16 protein-coding genes and 1 tRNA gene are annotated in these 18,214 nt (G+C 56.1%); 8 read left to right on the forward strand and 9 right to left on the reverse strand.

The features are described from left to right. Window positions 1-16 precede the first annotated feature (16 nt). On the forward strand, window positions 17-1,261 hold the full coding sequence (locus M2406_RS14110; RefSeq protein ID WP_259190371.1) for an amino acid permease: 1,245 nt from the start codon (window positions 17-19) through the stop codon (window positions 1,259-1,261). 71 nt (window positions 1,262-1,332) lie between these two features. On the opposite strand, the gene yfcF is transcribed toward M2406_RS14110, so the two are convergent. Continuing rightward, entirely contained in the window at window positions 1,333-1,968 is a 636-nt protein-coding gene (yfcF, locus tag M2406_RS14115) for a glutathione transferase (protein ID WP_012147000.1), read from the reverse strand. A 171-nt stretch (window positions 1,969-2,139) separates the two neighbouring features. On the opposite strand from yfcF, the gene M2406_RS14120 reads away from it, so the two are divergent. Next, window positions 2,140-2,856 carry an HPP family protein gene (locus M2406_RS14120; RefSeq protein ID WP_012146999.1) on the forward strand — a complete coding sequence of 239 codons (717 nt, stop codon included), beginning with the start codon at window positions 2,140-2,142 and terminating at the stop codon, window positions 2,854-2,856. A 94-nt stretch (window positions 2,857-2,950) separates the two neighbouring features. Here the strand turns inward: M2406_RS14120 and M2406_RS14125 are convergent. Then, window positions 2,951-3,027: transfer RNA gene (locus tag M2406_RS14125), tRNA-Ile, on the reverse strand. Between the two features lie 147 nt (window positions 3,028-3,174). Here M2406_RS14125 and mug point away from each other — a divergent pair. Next, window positions 3,175-3,663: a G/U mismatch-specific DNA glycosylase gene (mug, locus tag M2406_RS14130; protein ID WP_012146998.1), complete on the forward strand. Its 489-nt coding sequence runs from the start codon at window positions 3,175-3,177 to the stop codon at window positions 3,661-3,663. Window positions 3,664-3,781: 118 nt separating this feature from the next. Here the strand turns inward: mug and M2406_RS14135 are convergent, their stop codons facing one another. From M2406_RS14135 to rpsU, 4 genes are all read right to left on the reverse strand, one after another. Beyond that, a complete protein-coding gene (locus M2406_RS14135) occupies window positions 3,782-3,937 on the reverse strand; it encodes a DUF1508 domain-containing protein (protein ID WP_017894064.1) in 156 nt (51 codons plus the stop codon). A gap of 224 nt (window positions 3,938-4,161) precedes the next feature. Continuing rightward, entirely contained in the window at window positions 4,162-5,997 is a 1,836-nt protein-coding gene (gene rpoD, locus M2406_RS14140; protein ID WP_017894063.1) for an RNA polymerase sigma factor RpoD, read from the reverse strand. 158 nt (window positions 5,998-6,155) lie between these two features. Further along, a complete protein-coding gene (gene dnaG / locus M2406_RS14145; protein WP_012146996.1) occupies window positions 6,156-7,904 on the reverse strand; it encodes a DNA primase in 1,749 nt (582 codons plus the stop codon). A gap of 136 nt (window positions 7,905-8,040) precedes the next feature. After that, complete coding sequence (gene rpsU / locus M2406_RS14150; RefSeq protein WP_001144069.1) at window positions 8,041-8,256, reverse strand: 30S ribosomal protein S21; 216 nt, start codon at window positions 8,254-8,256, stop codon at window positions 8,041-8,043. Window positions 8,257-8,580: 324 nt separating this feature from the next. On the opposite strand from rpsU, the gene tsaD reads away from it, so the two are divergent. Beyond that, window positions 8,581-9,594 (forward strand): tRNA (adenosine(37)-N6)-threonylcarbamoyltransferase complex transferase subunit TsaD, encoded by a 1,014-nt coding sequence (gene tsaD / locus M2406_RS14155; protein ID WP_259190377.1) that lies wholly within the window; start codon window positions 8,581-8,583, stop codon window positions 9,592-9,594. Window positions 9,595-9,628: 34 nt separating this feature from the next. Here tsaD and plsY read toward each other — a convergent pair whose 3' ends face one another. Continuing rightward, on the reverse strand, window positions 9,629-10,267 hold the full coding sequence (gene plsY / locus M2406_RS14160; protein WP_012146994.1) for a glycerol-3-phosphate 1-O-acyltransferase PlsY: 639 nt from the start codon (window positions 10,265-10,267) through the stop codon (window positions 9,629-9,631). A gap of 107 nt (window positions 10,268-10,374) precedes the next feature. Between plsY and folB the strand changes: the two genes are divergently transcribed. Next, window positions 10,375-10,734 (forward strand): bifunctional dihydroneopterin aldolase/7,8-dihydroneopterin epimerase, encoded by a 360-nt coding sequence (folB, locus tag M2406_RS14165; protein WP_006320572.1) that lies wholly within the window; start codon window positions 10,375-10,377, stop codon window positions 10,732-10,734. A gap of 131 nt (window positions 10,735-10,865) precedes the next feature. Next, entirely contained in the window at window positions 10,866-11,690 is an 825-nt protein-coding gene (gene bacA / locus M2406_RS14170) for an undecaprenyl-diphosphate phosphatase (protein ID WP_012146993.1), read from the forward strand. Window positions 11,691-11,729: 39 nt separating this feature from the next. Here bacA and M2406_RS14175 read toward each other — a convergent pair whose 3' ends face one another. Beyond that, window positions 11,730-12,974 carry a multifunctional CCA addition/repair protein gene (locus M2406_RS14175; RefSeq protein ID WP_112363704.1) on the reverse strand — a complete coding sequence of 415 codons (1,245 nt, stop codon included), beginning with the start codon at window positions 12,972-12,974 and terminating at the stop codon, window positions 11,730-11,732. 123 nt (window positions 12,975-13,097) lie between these two features. Next, on the reverse strand, window positions 13,098-13,718 hold the full coding sequence (locus tag M2406_RS14180) for a TIGR04211 family SH3 domain-containing protein (RefSeq protein WP_012146991.1): 621 nt from the start codon (window positions 13,716-13,718) through the stop codon (window positions 13,098-13,100). 280 nt (window positions 13,719-13,998) lie between these two features. Here M2406_RS14180 and M2406_RS14185 point away from each other — a divergent pair, with 280 nt between their 5' ends. Both M2406_RS14185 and glnE read left to right on the forward strand, forming a co-directional pair. Beyond that, entirely contained in the window at window positions 13,999-15,306 is a 1,308-nt protein-coding gene (locus tag M2406_RS14185; RefSeq protein ID WP_259190379.1) for an inorganic triphosphatase, read from the forward strand. A 45-nt stretch (window positions 15,307-15,351) separates the two neighbouring features. After that, window positions 15,352-18,189 (forward strand): bifunctional [glutamate--ammonia ligase]-adenylyl-L-tyrosine phosphorylase/[glutamate--ammonia-ligase] adenylyltransferase, encoded by a 2,838-nt coding sequence (gene glnE, locus M2406_RS14190; protein WP_017894057.1) that lies wholly within the window; start codon window positions 15,352-15,354, stop codon window positions 18,187-18,189. Window positions 18,190-18,214 lie beyond the last annotated feature (25 nt).

Genomic DNA, 18,214 nt, shown 5'->3' on the forward strand with positions numbered 1-18,214 from the left:
AGACAAAGGATGCTGCATGTCTTCTGATAATACCTATATTCCTCCGGCGCTTAGCGCCGGGGTGCGAAAGCCTGCACCCGCCAAATCACTGAGTTTTCTCGAAGGGGTGGCGATGATTGTCGGCACCAACATTGGCGCCGGCGTGCTGTCTATCGCTTACGCTTCCAGCAAGGCCGGTTTTTTACCGCTGTTGTTCTGGCTGGTGCTGGTGGGCAGCCTGACCACTATCACCATGCTTTACGTCGCCGAATCCACTCTGCGCACCCGTGCTCACCTGCAATTAAGCGGGCTGGCGAAACGTTATGTCGGCGGTATCGGTGCCTGGCTGATGTTTGCTTCGGTCTGCGTCAACAGCGTCGGGGCGCTGACCGCCTATATGACCGGCAGCGGTAAACTGCTGCAATCCCTGTTTGGTATCTCACCGGCGATCGGCAGCCTGCTGTTTTTCGTGCCGGCGGCGGGGGTGTTGTACCTGGGGCTGAAGGCGATTGGCCGTGGCGAAAAGTTTATCAGCATTGGCATGGTGGTGATGCTGACCGCGCTGGTGGCCGCCACGCTGCTCAAAGACACCACTCAGATGCGCAACCTGCTGGACGGTGACTGGCGCTTTATGGTGCCGGTCTTCAACGTGGTGGTGTTCTGCTTCTCGGCGCAGTATATCGTGCCGGAAATGGCGCGCGGTTTCTCGGACAAACCAGAGCAACTGCCCAAGGCGATTATGGTCGGTATGGCGGTGACCTTTGTGTTGCTGGCGGCGGTGCCGATGTCGGTCATTGCTCTCAGTGGATTGGATGGCATCACTGATGTGGCGACCATTTCATGGGGCCAGGCGTTGGGGCAATGGGCGTTCTTCTCCGCCAACATCTTTGCCCTGTGCGCGATGTTGACCTCTTACTGGGGGCTGGGCGGCAGCTTCCTGACCAATATTTTCGACCAGTTCAGACTGGGTAATGACGAACAGCCGCTGCGCCGTTTCGGCGTGCTGATGCTGGTGGTATTGCCGCCGTTCGCGCTGGCTTACAGCGGGCTGGTATCATTCGTTAACGCGCTGTATTTCGCCGGGGTATTCAGCGGGGTGATTCTGTCGATTATGCCGATGCTAATCCTGCGCGGAGCGCGCAAGCACGGTGACCAGACGCCACGTTGGCAGTGCAGCTGGATCACCCATCCGTTGTTGCAGATCAGTATCGTATTGCTGTACTTGGGCAGTGCGGTGTATGCCATTGCGTCGCTGTTCGGCTATCTGCCCTCTGGATGGTGAATTGCCTTCCCTCAAGAAGTGATGTTGTTTCTCGATAATTGAGAACGGCGGCGTCGTGGCCGCCGGTTTTTTTAGCCGCGCATTTTCTCCGGCAGTGCCAACCAGGCCTGCACCGAAGGACGTTGCCACTGTTTCTGCGCATAGTGGCGAATGTTTTCCGGCACCGCATCACCGTGTATCACCAGCCGATTGAGCATCAATGCCAGATCGGTATCGGCAATGCACCATTCCCTGAACAGATTATCCTGGCCGTGGCTCAGCATTTTTTCGACGGCGGCGATCAGCTTGTTGGCGTCAGCCTGTGCGGCGGCGGACAGCGGGGGAAACTTGCCTTTGCCGAAAACGGCCTCGGTCGAGCGTTCGGCGCGAAGGTTCTGCAGATCGCTGCGTAGCCATGCCTGGACTTCCCGGGCCTTGGCGCGTTGTTTAACGTCGCGCGGATACACCGGGTGAGCCGGGTGGATCTCATCGAGATATTCATCAATGGCCGAGGACTCCGAGAGTTGAAACTCACCGACCACCAGCGCAGGGACTCTGCGTGTCAATGACAGCGCTGCATAGGTTGCCGCTTTGTTTTCTCCCTGTGACAGGTCGACCGGTTTAACGGTAAAGGGAATGCCTTTCTCCGTCAGGGTAATAAACGCCGACATGGCATAGGGGCTGAAAAATTCGGCATCGGTATAGAGTTCGGCAATCGGCTGAGACATTGGGTTTTCCTCAAGGCAAAGGGATGCGAACTTTGATAATTGCCGAGCAGTGGCTAAAAATCAATCTGTTAGCGGAAAGTTATTTCAACGGCGACCCGCACTGCGGGCGGTGGCTGCCGACGTTGTGATATATTTGTTGCTATTAAGTTGGTTTTGGCAGCGCGAAGTAACATGAAGAAGCAGTGGATAGAGAGTTTGAAACTAGGGTGCGCTCGTTTGTGGCCGCATCCCTTAGCCGTAAGCAAAAAAGAGATATTGCTTTCCAGCGTTGGCGCCGGATTGGGGCTGATGATTTCCGGTTGGATCAGCCATTTTGTTCTGGGCGAAGTGAACCTGTGGTTTATTGCGCCGATGGGGGCTTCCGCCGTGCTGCTTTTTGGCGTGCCGAACAGTCCGCTGGCGCAGCCATGGTCCATCGTCGGGGGCAATATGTCGGCCGCAGCGGTGGGGGTCAGCACCAGCCTGCTGATAGCCGATCCCGGCCTGGCCTGTGGAGTGGCGGCGGCATTGGCGATTGGGTTAATGTTTAAACTGCGTTGCCTGCATCCTCCCGGCGGCGCGGTCGCGCTGACTGCGATCCTCGGTGGGCCGGGCATTCATCAATTGGGCTATAGCTTCGTGCTGTACCCGGTGCTGTTGAACTCGGTGTTATTGGCGCTGCTGGCGATTATCTTCAATAACCTGGCCGGACGACGCTACCCGCACCCTCTGGCCTCGGCCGAGGCCAAGCCAGCCAATCTGCCGATTGATGCGGTGTCTATCACCCGCGCTGACTTGCATGAGGCACTGATGCAGGGCGAACTGTTTGATATCGACGAAGACGACCTGCAGGAAATCCTGCTGCGTGCCGAACAGTTGGCTCACCAGCGGCAGAACGGTGGCGCCTGATTAAGCTATCGCCATTTCATCGCCATGAAAATCAGGGCAACAAAAAAGCCACTTCGTGTGAAGTGGCTTAATGTGCTGTTATATCAGCTAAATTTGGTGGCCCCTACTGGACTTGAACCAGTGACCAAGCGATTATGAGTCGCGTGCTCTAACCAACTGAGCTAAGGGGCCAAGCGGCGAGATTATACGGTAATCCTCCGGCGCAGGTCTACTGTTAACCATCTGTATGTTGCTTTTATGCGCAGTTCTAGCCTGTTGTAATTGCTGGCGGATTTTGCGATAACCGCTGTAAATCCCTTTAATGGACTCTCGAACCTTATGGAACTCCTGGCACCCAACCTGCGGGTCGTGTTTTGCGGCATCAACCCTGGCCTGTCCTCGGCCCATCAAGGCTACCCCTTTGCTAACGGCAGTAACCGATTCTGGAAGGTAGTGCATCAGGCCGGTTTTACCGATACTCAGTTAGCGCCTGAGCAGTGGCAACAGCTGCAGGATACCGGTTGTGGCATCACTGCGCTGGTGGCGCGGCCCACGGTGGCGGCCAGTGAGGTAACGCGTGACGAATTGCTCAGCGGCGGTGAGGCGTTAAAGGAAAAGATCCTGCGTTACCAGCCGCGTGCGCTGGCGATTTTGGGCAAGCAGGCGTTCAGCAGTGCCTTTGGGGTGAAAAATGCGGCCTGGGGCCGTCAGGAGATGACGATTGGCAAAACGGAGGTTTGGGTATTGCCTAACCCCAGCGGATTGAACCGTGCCACGCTGGAGCAGCTTACGGAGAGCTACCGCGAGTTGTTCCTGGCTCTGAAATAATTTTTATTGCGGGCATGAGATCGATAATAAGGCTGTGGGGACTGTCAAAGAGCTGCCCCGGCTTTTGCCGCGAGCAGCTTATACTGACTTAATTCAAACCAAACTAATAGAGCAGCGACTACCCTGGATAGCCGTTACGTTTGGCATTGGCAATGCAATCGGAACGGTTCTTATAACCCTCCGTAGATGCGCCGACAATCTTACCGTTAGGTGCCGTACGGCGCCAACGCCATTCATTGCGATTGTCTTGATAAAACTCCCATTTATCATTCATCAAAATCATTCCTTTTATTTGATATCTCTCAGTAATGTTCTTAAGACAATTACCTCGTGTTTTAACGGAAACCGTAAAACACTATTAATATGGTGTTTTTTTGACCGCCGCTCAAGACCTTTTTTATTGTAGGGTTACTGGTGTTTTGAGGCATAAAAAAACGGCTTCCTGTTAAAGAAGCCGTTTATTGTCAAAGCTTAAAGTTCGATCAACCAAACCAAAGCTTAGTCGTCCAGGAAGCTACGCAGCACTTCGGAACGGCTTGGGTGACGCAGTTTACGCAGCGCTTTGGCTTCGATCTGACGAATACGCTCACGGGTAACGTCGAACTGTTTGCCCACTTCTTCCAGCGTGTGGTCGGTGTTCATATCGATACCGAAACGCATACGCAGCACTTTCGCTTCACGGGCGGTCAGGCCGGCCAGAACGTCGTGCGTGGCAGAGCGCAGGCTCTCCGAAGTAGCAGAATCCAGCGGCAGCTCGAGGGTGGTATCCTCGATGAAATCGCCCAGATGTGAATCTTCATCATCACCGATCGGCGTTTCCATGGAGATCGGCTCTTTGGCGATCTTCAGCACTTTGCGGATTTTGTCTTCCGGCATCAGCATGCGTTCAGCCAGCTCTTCCGGCGTCGGTTCGCGGCCCATCTCTTGCAGCATCTGGCGCGAAATACGGTTGAGTTTGTTGATGGTCTCAATCATATGCACCGGAATACGGATGGTACGCGCCTGGTCGGCGATAGAGCGGGTGATAGCCTGACGGATCCACCAGGTGGCATAAGTTGAGAACTTATAACCACGGCGGTATTCAAACTTGTCTACCGCTTTCATCAGACCGATGTTGCCTTCCTGGATCAGATCCAGGAACTGCAGACCACGGTTGGTGTATTTCTTGGCGATAGAAATAACCAGACGCAAGTTGGCTTCAACCATCTCTTTCTTCGCACGGCGGGCTTTCGCTTCACCGATAGACATGCGACGGTTAATGTCCTTCACCTGCTCGATGGTCAGGCCGGTTTCTTCTTCGATCTGACGCAGTTTCTGCAGGCTGCGCTGCACGTCATCCGCGACGTCTTTGAGCTTTTCTGACCATGGCTTGGCCATTGCCAGCGCTGCTGCGAACCAGGTATCACTGGTTTCGTTGCTGGAGAACAGGGTAACGAAGTTTTTCTTCGGCATTTTGCACTGCTCAACGCACAGCTTCATGATGATACGTTCTTGAGTACGAACGCGGTCCATCATGATGCGCATGCTGTTGACCAGGAAGTCGAACTGTTTTGGCACCAGGCGGAACTGCTTGAACACTTCAGACAGCTTCAGAATTTCTTCTGCTGCGCTGGCGTGGCTGCGGCCGTTCTTTTTGATGACTACACGAGTCGCTTCATACTGATCGCGCAGATCGGCGAACTTCTGACGAGCCAGCTCTGGATCGATGCTGTTGTCATCTTCTTCTTCGTCTTCGTCGTCTTCTTCTTCGTCATCTTTCTGCTCTTCGGTCGACAGCTCAGAACCGACGTGCGTTGCGGTAGGAGCGATGTCTTCTTCCGCGTTAGGATCGACGAAGCCGGTGATCAGATCGGACAGGCGAGCTTCGCCCGCTTCGACGCGATCGTACTGCTCCAGCAAATAGGTAATGGCTTCCGGGTACTCGGCAACCGAGCACTGAACCTGGTTGATGCCGTCTTCAATGCGCTTGGCGATGTCGATTTCGCCTTCGCGCGTCAGCAGTTCAACGGTCCCCATTTCACGCATGTACATGCGCACCGGGTCGGTGGTACGGCCAATTTCAGACTCAACGCTGGACAACACTTGAGCAGCCGCTTCCGCCGCATCATCATCGGTGTCGGTGGTGTTCTCGGCCAGCATCAGGTCATCGGCGTCCGGTGCTTCTTCCAGCACCTGGATGCCCATGTCGTTAATCATCTGGATGATGTCTTCGATCTGGTCGGAGTCGACGATATCTTCCGGCAGATGGTCATTGACCTCAGCATAGGTCAGATAGCCTTGCTCCTTACCACGGGTGACAAGTAGCTTTAGCTGTGACTGCGGGTTTTGCTCCATAAGACGGTATCCACACTTCAGAGTATTGGGGTTGGTGTCGGTCGGCGAAACCGCCAACAATAGCATTTGGGGCGTTTTTGTTGTTGCCGCGGCCCACTGTGGCGGCATATTGCAGGGCTCTGCCCTCGCATTTATCGGCACTTAAGCCGTTTAGGTATTCAGTTTTTCTTCGCTAGCACTTGGTTAAGAGAACGGACTTCTTCACGTTCTTCCGGGCTGAGGCCATGTGTTCTGGCCTGGGCGATCAATGTCTCCAGCCGTTGCTCCAGTACCGAGTCATATAGGCTGGCCAAGGTGTCCAAAAAGGTCTGTTCGACCCTTTCCTCAACGATCATATGGTTCCATGTCGCCAGGGTTTCAAGCTGCTGGCTCAATTTGTTGTCGCGATACTGCTCCAACAACTGGCCGGTAGTCAGGCCTGGCTGAGCTAAACAGGTCTGCACCAACTCGACAAACAGCGGTAAACCGGCCTGTTTGGTCTGCTCCAATCCCTCGAGTGAAGGGATAAGTGTAGCCAACTGCGGATTTTGTACCAGTAACCCTATTAGTATACGCATGGTTGTGCGTTTTAGCTGGGGTGCCTGATAGGTATTCGCATTTTCAGCCTGTTTGGGCATCAGCTTGTCTAGCTGGCTGTCATCGAGCAGGCCAAGCTTGCTGCCGAGCTGTTGACGCAGGTACAAGCGCAACGTTTCGCCCGGCACCTGAGTAATCAGCGGTAGCGCCAGCGTGCTCAGCTTGGCGCGGCCGTCCGGGCTGCTCAGATCAACCTGTGGCATCAGGGTTTCGAACAGGAAAGTGGAAAGCGGCTGCGCCAGCTCCATCCGTTGTTCGAAGGCCTCTTTGCCTTCTTTGCGTACCAATGTGTCCGGGTCTTCGCCATCAGGCAAAAACATAAACCGCAGCTGACGCCCGTCATTGAGATAGGGCAGCGCGGTTTCCAGTGCGCGCCAGGCCGCTTCACGACCGGCCCGGTCACCGTCATAGCAACAGACCACGTTGTCGGTGGCGCGGAACAGCAGCTGAATATGTTCAGCCGTCGTTGAGGTTCCGAGCGAGGCGACGGCATAATCAATGCCGTATTGCGCCAACGCCACCACGTCCATATAGCCTTCCACTACCAGCAAACGCTGCGGGGTAGGGTGGTTCTGCTGCGCTTCATACAGGCCGTACAGTTGACGACCCTTGTGGAATACTTCAGTTTCCGGCGAGTTCAGGTATTTCGGCATGCCGTCACCCAACACGCGTCCGCCAAAGGCGATCACTCGCCCACGCTTGTCGCGAATAGGGAACATTACGCGTTCACGGAAACGATCGTACGAGCGTCCTTGATCGTTAGTCACCAGCATGCCGGCATCGTTCAATGCACTACGGCTGTCGGCGTCGCGACCAAAACGCTTTAAGGCATTATCCCAACCGGCAGGTGCAAAGCCGATGGCAAAATGGCGGATAACATCGTCACTCAACCCGCGCTGTTGCAGATAATTACGCGCCGGCGCACCGGAAGGTTGATGCAGTGACTGTTGATAGAACGAACTGAGCTGTTCCATCAGTTGATACAGGCTTTGGCGCTGATGACGTTCGATTTGGGTCGGCCCGGAACCTGCCTCGTAAGGCACTTCCAGTCCGTGCATGGTTGCCAGCTCTTCGATGGTTTCGACAAACTCAAGTCGGTCGTAATTCATCAGAAAGTCGACGGCGTTACCGTGCGCACCACAACCAAAACAGTGATAAAACTGCTTTTCACCATTAACGGTAAATGAAGGCGTTTTTTCGTGGTGGAACGGACAGCACGCGTGATAGTTCTTGCCCTGCTTCTTGAGCTTTACCCGGGCGTCGATCAGATCGACGATGTCGGTGCGAGCCAGCAAGTCATTGATAAATACACGCGGAATTCGTCCAGCCATAAGCCCTTACTTTACTAGCCTATAAACGAGAACAAGCCGCGCATTCCTTTCGGAAAGCACGGCCTTCGTATGCAACTACTCGGTCTGCGCGATTTTTAAAATCAGAAATTCACGCGGCGGGGTTGCCCCCGAAGAATTAATACAGACGAGTGCGGCGTGCGTTTTCGCGAGCCAGTTTCTTCGCGTGACGTTTCACAGCAGAAGCTTTAGCGCGCTTACGTTCGGTAGTCGGTTTTTCATAGAACTCACGACGACGAACTTCAGCCAAAACGCCCGCTTTTTCGCAAGAGCGTTTGAAACGACGCAGAGCAACGTCAAATGGCTCGTTTTCACGTACTTTAATTACAGGCATGTGCCTCTCACCTCAATAAAATTCGGTTTGCTGCTGGCCAAGCGCCAGCAATTTCAAAATGGTGCGGAATTTTACTTCAACGGATGCTGCTTTGTAAAGCACCACAGCAAATTGAACCTGCGGCCACCCTGGTAAAACATGCGCAATTTTGCATCGGGCGCTGATTATAGACTAATCAGAAAAAAATGCTCGTTTTTAATCAAACGGCATTTATGGCTGGAATCATCAACATAGCCCAGGGGAGCCGACAAGATGCGCCGCACTGGCGGTAAACCGGCCTGTTTGTGCTAAACTGGCGGCCGCACGTGAATGATGGGAAATGTAATGCGAGTACTGGGTATAGAAACCTCCTGCGATGAAACCGGAATTGCAGTGTATGACGATCAGGCCGGTTTATTAGCGAATCAATTGTACAGCCAGGTGAAGCTGCACGCCGACTACGGCGGTGTGGTGCCGGAACTGGCTTCCCGCGATCATGTGCGTAAAACCGTGCCCTTGATTCAGGCGGCATTGAAGGAAGCGAACCTGACCGCGGCCGATATCGACGGCGTTGCCTATACTGCCGGGCCGGGCCTGGTGGGGGCGCTGCTGGTCGGCGCGACCATTGGTCGTGCGCTGGCGTTTGCCTGGGGCGTGCCGGCAGTACCGGTGCATCACATGGAAGGCCACTTGCTGGCACCGATGCTGGAAGACAATCCACCGGCGTTCCCGTTTGTCGCGCTGCTGGTTTCCGGCGGCCATACCCAGTTGATCAGCGTGACCGGCATTGGTCAATACCAACTGCTGGGCGAATCGGTCGACGATGCGGCGGGTGAAGCCTTCGACAAAACGGCCAAGCTGTTGGGGCTGGACTATCCCGGCGGGCCAATGCTGTCGAAAATGGCGCAGCAGGGTGCCGCAGGCCGTTTCACCTTCCCACGGCCAATGACCGATCGGCCGGGGCTGGATTTCAGTTTCTCCGGGTTGAAGACCTTTGCCGCCAACACCATTCGTTCCAACGGTAATGACGATCAGACGCGTGCGGACATTGCTCGGGCGTTTGAAGATGCGGTAGTGGATACGTTGGCGATCAAATGCAAACGTGCGCTGGAGCAAACCGGTTTCAAACGGCTGGTTATGGCCGGCGGCGTCAGTGCCAACCGCACGCTACGCACCAAAATGGCGGAAATGCTGCACAAACTCGGCGGTGAGGTGTTCTACGCCCGTCCGGAATTCTGCACGGATAACGGCGCAATGATCGCTTATGCGGGTCTGGTACGGTTGCAGAGCGGTGCCAATCCGGAACTGAGCGTTTCGGTGCGACCGCGTTGGCCGCTGGCTGAATTGTCTGCGGTATAAATAGTCGAAGGCCGGAGAGCTCCGGCCTTTTTGATTACTCTTCTTTTTTTTCTTCCTGCTCTGCCGCGTCGTTTTTCTTCTTGCGGAAGACACCCCAGATTTTTCCTTCCTGGCCACGCCACAGGCGCTGAATATTGTCGTGGTGCCGCATCAGGATCAGGCACGACAGCATCGCTACCGGGAAGGTGAACTGCGGTTTGAACCACCAGACGTAGAACGGAGCAATCAGCGCGCTGATAATCGCACCCAGCGAAGAATAGCCGCTGAGCAGCACGGTCAGCAGCCAGGTGCCGGTCATCAGGCCGGTAAGATCCCAGCCGATCGGTGCTATGGCACCAAACGCCGTTGCCACGCCCTTACCGCCGCGGAAGTGGAAGAACACCGGGTAGATATGTCCCAGACAGGCGGCGATCGCCGTCAGGCCCAGATACAGCGGCGGGACATCAAGTTTGTATGCCAGCCAGACCGGCAGCATCCCTTTGAGAATATCGAATACCAGCACCGCCGCCGCAGCTACGCGCCCGCCGATACGCAGGACGTTGGTCGCTCCTGGATTCCCTGAGCCATTTTCACGCGGATCGGGCAGCCTGGCGATCCGGCAAACCAGGATCGCACTGGAAATTGAGCCACACAGATACGCGAAGATAATCATGCCAAGCGCGGTAGCACTCATAACGCGGTTCCGTTTAATAAGGGTCGTTTTACTCGCAACATATATGGATAATACCCATATTCCGCTGGAAGTGGTATCCGGCAAGGCCAAAAACAGAGAATGACGTGATGGATATCGTATTTATAGAAGAGCTTACCGTAATTACTACCATTGGCGTTTATGACTGGGAACAAAACATTCGCCAGAAGCTGGTGTTCGATATCGAAATGGGCTGGGACAATCGCCAGGCGGCCGCCAGTGACGATGTGAATGACTGCCTGAGCTACGCCGATATCAGTGAAGCCATCATCCAGCACGTGGAGCCCAATCGCTTTGCGTTGGTGGAGCGGGTTGCAGAGGAAATATCTGAAATATTACTCCAGCGCTTCAATTCCCCGTGGGTCCGTATTAAGGTCAGCAAACCGGGCGCTGTTGCACATGCCAGCCGGGTTGGGGTGATCATTGAACGTGGCACCCGGCCGGTGTGACGTTCTGTCATACCTGTGCAACTAAAGGTCATTAAATTGGTCTGAACCTGAGAATTGTTTTAGCGGCAATGTATTGAACACTGCCGCTTTTTTATGTTTATAGCCGTAAATTTATAGGGTGATCGAAGCACATGGCGGACATGCATTCACTGTTTATTGCGTTTGTTCTTGGGGTGGTCGAAGGGTTAACTGAATTCTTACCGGTGTCTTCAACCGGGCACATGATTATTGTCGGCGAGTGGCTGGGTTTTACCGGCGATAAGGCCAAAACCTTTGAGGTGATCATCCAGCTGGGGTCGATTCTGGCGGTGGTGGTGATGTTCTGGCGTCGCTTGTTCGGGCTGATCGGCATTCATTTCGGTGGTAAGCCGGTTGAGCATGAAGGCAAAACGACGGGCCATTTGAAACTGGGCCATATTCTGCTGGCGATGATCCCGGCGGTGGTGCTGGGGCTGCTGTTCCACGACGTTATCAAGTCGCTGTTTGCACCGAAAAACGTGATGTATGCGCTGGTGGTGGGTGGTTTCCTGCTGCTGGCAGCGGAATGGTTGAAGCCGAAAAAGCCGAGTGCTGAAGGGCTTGATGACATCACCTACCGCCAGGCGTTTATGATTGGTTGCTTCCAATGTCTGGCACTGTGGCCGGGCTTCTCCCGCTCAGGTTCCACCATTGCCGGTGGCATGCTGGTGGGCGTGAATCGTTACGCGGCTGCGGAGTTCTCATTCATTCTGGCGGTGCCGATGATGATTGGTGCCAGTGGGCTGGATTTGTACAAGAGTCTGCATTTCCTGACGATGGGCGATTTACCGATGTTTGCAGTCGGCTTTGCCACGGCCTTCGTGGTAGCGCTGATCGCGATCAAGACCTTCCTGACGCTGATCAAACGCATCTCGTTTGTACCGTTTGCCATCTATCGCTTTATCGTGGCCGGCGTGGTTTACATGGTCTTCATGTAAGCCGAGCTGCAATAAGAAACCCCGCGCTGCGGGGTTTTTTTATGCCTGATCGAGAGGGATATCCTGAGTTTGTTTCCACTCGGCCAATGCTTGTTGGCGGCGGCGTTTTAGCTCGTCGCGGACAGCCAGCCCTTGCAGGCCGCTGGCCACCACCTCTTTGACCGATACCGCATTCGCCACCTGAAACGCCTGGCGCAGATAGTCGCCCTGCGGATAAGGGTTGTTTTCAAAGCCGGTACGGCCTCGAGCGTCGGCTTCGCTGGTGAGGATCATCTGTTCCAGCCGCTGCGGTTTGCGCCAAACATCGACCGCATCAAACAGTTTCAGCAAGGTCTCAGGGCGCAGTTTGTTTACCGTATGGATCAGATCGTGATATTCGGCAACCAGCTTGGCCAGATCGCGCACCGGATTGGGGACTCGCAGCCGCCGGCACAGTGCTTCGACCAACAGAACGCCCGCCGGTCCATGACCGTGGTGATGCGGCCATAGCTCTTTTGGCGTCTGCCCCTTGCCGAGGTCGTGACAGAGTGCGGAGAAGCGTACGTCCACTTCAGGGCTGAGCTGGGCAGCGATAGCCAGCGTCATCAGGGTATGAATGCCGGTGTCGATCTCCGGGTGCCATTTGGCGGGGGCCGGTACGCCGAACAGCGCGTCGATCTCCGGGAACAGCACGCCCAGCGCCTCGCAGTCACGCAGTACCTGAAAATAGACCTGTGGACTCTGGCTTTGCAGCGCCTTCTCGGTTTCTTTCCATACCCGCTCGGCCGTCAGCGCTGCCAGTTCACCACTGCGTGCCATCTGACGCATCAACTCGGCGGTTTCCGGGGCGATGCTAAAACCCAAATGGGCGAAGCGGGCGGCGAAACGCGCCACGCGCAGTACACGCAACGGATCTTCACCAAAGGCATCGGACACGTGGCGCAGCACTCGCGCTTGCAGGTCGGCCACGCCGTTGAAAGGGTCGATCAGCTCACCGTCGTCGCTGCGGGCAATGGCGTTGATGGTTAAATCACGACGTTGCAAATCTTCTTCCAGCGTTACGTCCGGCGCGGCGTAGCAGGTAAAACCGGTATAGCCCTGGCCGGATTTTCGCTCGGTGCGCGCCAGCGCATATTCTTCATGTGTCTTGGGGTTGAGAAACACCGGGAAGTCTTTACCGACCTGTTGATAGCCCAGGGCTGTCAGCTCGGAAGGCGCAGCACCTACCACCACCCAGTCGCGGTCGACTACCGGTATCTCAAGCAAGCTGTCGCGGACGGCACCGCCGACCAGGTAAGTCTTCACTGTTAACTCCTGAATTTATCCTAAGGCTCTGTTGACCAGATTACCTCAATTAGCGGGGCGCTGCCGAAACCAATAAAAAGGGCGCCCCGCAGGCGCCCAATCTCAAACCGAACGATACTTTAATCAGTTCATCCAGCGGTTGTTGCTTTTACGACGCGGGATCAGGTGTGGTAACAGCAGACCCAACAGCAGGCCTACGCCGGCCACGCCGCCGCCGTACATAAACCACTGCAGGATAATGGTGCGCTGTTTGTCGTCGAGCTGCAGGTTAACCGCGTTAACCTTTTTCTGCGCCACTACCAGCTGGTTTTTCAGATCCTGGTTTTCCTGCTGCAGGCCGCTGATGGTGCTGTCGCTGCCGGCCACTTTCTGCTGCATTTCAGCGGTACGCTGGTTCCAGCTGTTGTCGATATTGGCCAGTTTATCGGTCAGGGTTTTGACCTGCTGCTCCAGCGCGGGCACCTGAGTGCGCAGGCTTGGGGTCTGGCTAAGCTGATCCAACGGGATCCAGGTGTTGCGGCCCTTGGCATCGCGGATCTGGCCATAGTTGGTGCTGTCGTTTACGCTCAACAGGGTCACTTCTTCACCGGCGTTCAAGGTGCCGACAATACGGTACTGATTACCCGGGCCGCTGTGGACGTAAGTATTCAATTCATCGGAGATATAGCGTTTATCTTCGGCATGGGCGCCCCAAGTGATGCTGAAGCTCAGCACGGCAAGGCAAATCAGGCGTAATTTCTGCATTAGTTCATCGTTTCTGTGTGAATTTATGGGAACGATAGTAGAGCGTTCAGTCTGACGACGCAACGCTAAAACCGGAATGAGAACTATCTTACTGTGGCAGATTCTGTGAGTTGCGCAGCGTTTTATAACGTAACAGGTTTTTTCTGCAGTTAGCAGGGTTAAGGCGCCGGGAATCGCGGTAAGATAACGGCAACTGTGCGTCACCGGGCAGAACGTGGCAGGCCAGGCCCGCCGCCGTGAAGGCTGACGCGAATGCGTAACTTATTGGTGTAAAAGACTTATGACCGTTGAAATAGAACTGAAATTTATTGCCACCCCGGATGCGGTTGCCGCCTTGCCGCAGCAACTGGCTGCCTGGCCGAATCAGCATTCCGCACCGCAAAAACTGACCAATATTTATTTCGAAACCGCCGACAATTTCCTGCGTGGTCAGGATATGGGGCTGCGTATCCGCGGGTTCGACGACAGTTATGAAATGACTATCAAAACCGCCGGCAAGGTGGTGGCGGGCTTGCATCAGCGTCCGGAATATAATGTGGCGATTGCCACGCCGGAGCTGGCGCTGGATCGGTTCCCGGCAGATATCTGGCCGCAGGGTTGTGATATCCCGGCGTTGCAGCAGGCGTTACAACCGCTGTTCCGCACCGATTTCGTGCGTGAGAAGTGGGTGGTCACTTACGGTAAGAGCGAGATTGAGGTTGGTCTTGACCAGGGTGAAGTGCGTGCCGGGGAACTGAGCGAAGCACTGTGCGAAATCGAACTGGAATTGAAAGAAGGCAATACCGCCGATTTGCTGGCGTTAGCCAACCAACTGGCGGAGCACGGCGGCCTGCGTCAGGGCAGCCTGAGCAAGGCGGCGCGGGGTTATCATTTGGCGCAGGGCAACGTCCCGCGCGAACGTCTTCCATTGGCGGTGTTGAAGCCAGCCGCCAAATCCAGCGTTGAGCAAGGGATGATCGCCAGTTTTGAACTGGGTTTGAGCCATTGGCAGTATCACGAAGAACTGTGGTTGCGTGGCGATACTCAGGCCCGTCGTTCCGTGATGGAGGCGATTGCGCTGATCCGCCAGGCACTGGTGATTTTCGGCGGCCTGGTCCCCCGCAAGGCCAGCGCCGATCTGCGCGCCCGGCTGACTGCACTGGAGCCGCTGCTGATTGATAAAACTACTCAGCCACAGGAGTTGTGCTATAGCGCGGAATATCTGCAATGTAAGTTGGCGCTCACATCGTGGTTGGTGACCGCTGCCTGGAAACCTTTTATCGATGCCAAGGCGCAGGCCAAGCTTGACGGTTCCTTCAAACGTTTCAGCGACATTATGCTGGGGCGCAGCGCCGCCGAGTTGAAAGAAGCCTTCACCCGCACGCTGAACGATGACGAATACGAGGAACAGCTGCCGCGTCTGACTCGTCAGGTCTCGGCATTTATCCTGCTGTCTGGGGCTTACCCTGACGACGAAACCGGCCCCTACATTGACGGCTGGCGCGAGCTGCAACTGGCGGTGGCCGAACGGCGCCAGGGCTGGTACGAAGGCAGCCGCAAGCAGGCCTTATCGCATGCGCCATTCTGGTTAAACGGCGCGCTCCGCTAACTAAGCTGGCCTGCCAGGCGCAGGCCTTCGATTGGATCATTCACTATGTTGCCACTTTCAGCAGCGTTACAGACTCAGGCACAGAACATCGTGCAGCGTTTTCAGGAAACTCAGGGCGCGGACTGCGCGCTCAGCAGCCAGGAACTGTGGGTTTTGGCGTCGAGCGACTTTGTCTGCGACATGTTGCAGAGCCAGCCGGAATGGCTGGCGACGCTGCGCAAGCAACCGCCGGTGGCGGACGAGTGGCAACATTATGCCGCCTGGCTGCAGGATGATTTGGAAGAGGTGCGTGACGAAGCGCAACTGATGCGTGCACTGCGCCTGTTTCGCCGCGAGACGCTGGTCAGGATCGCCTGGGCGCAGGCGCTGGGCCAATGCAGCACGCAAGAAACGCTGTTGCAGCTGAGTGGGCTGGCGGAAACGCTGATTGTCAGCGCCCGCGACTGGCTGTACCAAACCTGCTGCCGTGAGTGGGGCACTCCATGCAATGCTCAGGGCGTGCCGCAGCCGTTGCTGATCCTCGGTATGGGGAAATTGGGCGGCGGTGAGCTGAACTTCTCGTCCGATATCGATCTGATCTTTGCCTACCCGGAAAACGGCCAGACCCAGGGCGGGCGGCGTGAGCTGGATAACGCCCAGTTCTTCACCCGTCTGGGGCAGCGGCTGATCAAGGCGCTGGATCAGCAAACCATTGACGGTTTCGTCTATCGCGTGGATATGCGGCTGCGGCCGTTCGGCGACAGCGGCCCACTGGTGATGAGCTTCGCCGCGCTGGAGGATTATTACCAGGAGCAGGGCCGTGACTGGGAACGTTATGCGATGGTCAAGGCGCGGCTGATGGGCGGCTCGGAAGACGCCTACAGCGAAGAGCTGCGCAAAACCCTGCGGCCGTTTGTCTTCCGTCGCTATATCGATTTCAGCGTGATCCAGTCGCTGCGCAATATGAAAGGCATGATCGCCCGTGAAGTCCGGCGGCGCGGGCTAAAAGACAATATCAAACTGGGTGCCGGTGGCATCCGCGAAATTGAATTTATCACCCAGGTATTCCAACTGATCCGCGGTGGCCGCGAGCCGGCGTTGCAAGGGCGCTCGTTGCTGCCGACGCTACAGGCGGTGGGGGAACTGGGGCTGCTGGAGCCGCAACAGGTACAGGCGATGAGTGCCAGTTACCTGTTCCTGCGCCGGCTGGAAAACCTGCTGCAGGCGATTGCCGATCAACAAACGCAAACGCTGCCGCAAGATGAACTCGACCAGGCGCGGCTGGCCTGGGGCATGGGGTTCGACGACTGGTCGGCCCTGCTGCTGGCGCTGGATCACCATATGCAGGCGGTCAGGGCGGTATTTAACGACCTGATTGGCGATGATAGCCCCGACGTTGGCGAAGATCCTGATTATCAGCACTATCACAGTCTGTGGCAGGACGCGCTGGAAGAGAACGAACTGGCCCCGTTGACGCCACATCTGGATGAAGAGGCGCGCAGACAAATGCTGCGTACCATCGCTGAATTTCGGCATGACGTCGACAAACGCACCATCGGCCCACGCGGTCGTGACGTGCTCGATCAACTGATGCCGCGCCTGCTGGCGGAAGTCTGTCCGCGTCAGGATGCGCCGACCGCACTGCTCAGGCTGACCCAGCTGTTGCTGAGCATCGTGACCCGTACCACCTACCTTGAGCTGCTGGTGGAATACCATGCGGCCCTTAGCCATTTGATTCGCCTGTGTGCCGCTTCGCCGATGGTGGCCAACCAGCTGTCGCGTTATCCGCTGCTGCTCGATGAGCTGTTGGAGCCGGCGACGTTGTATCAGCCGGTGGCCCCGGATGCCTACCGCAGCGAGCTGCGCCAGTACCTGCTGCGGGTGCCGGAGGACGACGAAGAGCAGAGGCTGGAAGCGCTACGCCAGTTCAAACAGGCGCAGCAGCTGCGTATTGCCGCCGGGGATATCTCTGGTGCGCTGCCGGTGATGAAAGTGAGCGATCACCTCACCTATCTGGCGGAGGCGATTATCGACACCGTGGTGCAGCAGGCGTGGAACGATATGGTCGTACGCTATGGCCAGCCAACCCATTTGCAGGAGCGTGAAGGGCGCGGTTTTGCGGTGATTGGCTACGGCAAGCTGGGCGGTTGGGAACTGGGTTACAGTTCCGATCTTGACCTGGTGTTTATCCTCGATTGTCCGCCGGAGGTGATGACCGACGGCGATCGCAGCATCGACGGCCGTCAGTTTTATCTGCGTCTGGCACAGCGGGTGATGCACCTGTTCAGCACCCGTACCTCGTCCGGTATTTTGTATGAAGTGGACGCCCGCCTGCGGCCGTCGGGTGCGGCCGGCATGTTGGTCAGCACCGTCGAAGCCTTTGCCGATTATCAGCAGAGCGAAGCCTGGACCTGGGAACATCAGGCGCTGGTACGGGCACGCATCGTGCATGGCGATCCGCTGTTGCATCAGCAGTTTGATGTTATCCGCCGGGAGATCCTGTGCAAACCGCGTGACCTGGAAACGCTGAAACGCGAGGTGCGTGAGATGCGCGAGAAAATGCGCAATCACCTTGGCAACAAGCAGCGTGAACTGTTTGATATCAAAGCCGACGAGGGCGGGATCACCGATATCGAATTTATTGCCCAGTATCTGGTCTTAGGCTATGCGGCCGCCGAACCGCGCCTGACGCGCTGGTCTGATAACGTGCGCATTTTCGAACTGATGGCCAATTACGACATCATGCCGGAAGAGGAAGCGCGTGCGTTGACTCAGGCTTACGTCACCATGCGCGATGAGATCCATCATCTGGCGTTGCAGGAGCATTCCGGCAAGGTTGGCAATGGGCAATTCGCCGCCGAACGTGAACAAGTCCGCGCCAGTTGGGCGAAGTGGCTGGGCTGAGCAGGCCGGTTGCGCAATACGTTTT

Origin of the sequence: Serratia sp. BIGb0163, from assembly GCF_024809935.1 — a bacterium.
Taxonomy (GTDB): Bacteria; Pseudomonadota; Gammaproteobacteria; order Enterobacterales; family Enterobacteriaceae; genus Serratia; species Serratia quinivorans.

Bases quoted from the DNA above. Each gene is read 5' to 3' on its own strand.
- M2406_RS14110 (WP_259190371.1), top strand. From the start codon at position 17: ATGTCTTCTGATAATACCTATATTCCTCCGGCGCTTAGCGCCGGGGTG.
- glnE (WP_017894057.1), top strand. From the start codon at position 15,352: ATGTTGCCACTTTCAGCAGCGTTACAGACTCAGGCACAGAACATCGTG.
- plsY (WP_012146994.1), bottom strand. From the start codon at position 10,267: ATGAGTGCTACCGCGCTTGGCATGATTATCTTCGCGTATCTGTGTGGC.
- M2406_RS14180 (WP_012146991.1), bottom strand. From the start codon at position 13,718: ATGCAGAAATTACGCCTGATTTGCCTTGCCGTGCTGAGCTTCAGCATC.
- tsaD (WP_259190377.1), top strand. From the start codon at position 8,581: ATGCGAGTACTGGGTATAGAAACCTCCTGCGATGAAACCGGAATTGCA.
- rpsU (WP_001144069.1), bottom strand. From the start codon at position 8,256: ATGCCTGTAATTAAAGTACGTGAAAACGAGCCATTTGACGTTGCTCTG.
- dnaG (WP_012146996.1), bottom strand. From the start codon at position 7,904: ATGGCTGGACGAATTCCGCGTGTATTTATCAATGACTTGCTGGCTCGC.
- M2406_RS14135 (WP_017894064.1), bottom strand. From the start codon at position 3,937: ATGAATGATAAATGGGAGTTTTATCAAGACAATCGCAATGAATGGCGT.
- M2406_RS14120 (WP_012146999.1), top strand. From the start codon at position 2,140: ATGAAGAAGCAGTGGATAGAGAGTTTGAAACTAGGGTGCGCTCGTTTG.
- yfcF (WP_012147000.1), bottom strand. From the start codon at position 1,968: ATGTCTCAGCCGATTGCCGAACTCTATACCGATGCCGAATTTTTCAGC.
- mug (WP_012146998.1), top strand. From the start codon at position 3,175: ATGGAACTCCTGGCACCCAACCTGCGGGTCGTGTTTTGCGGCATCAAC.
- folB (WP_006320572.1), top strand. From the start codon at position 10,375: ATGGATATCGTATTTATAGAAGAGCTTACCGTAATTACTACCATTGGC.
- bacA (WP_012146993.1), top strand. From the start codon at position 10,866: ATGGCGGACATGCATTCACTGTTTATTGCGTTTGTTCTTGGGGTGGTC.
- M2406_RS14185 (WP_259190379.1), top strand. From the start codon at position 13,999: ATGACCGTTGAAATAGAACTGAAATTTATTGCCACCCCGGATGCGGTT.
- rpoD (WP_017894063.1), bottom strand. From the start codon at position 5,997: ATGGAGCAAAACCCGCAGTCACAGCTAAAGCTACTTGTCACCCGTGGT.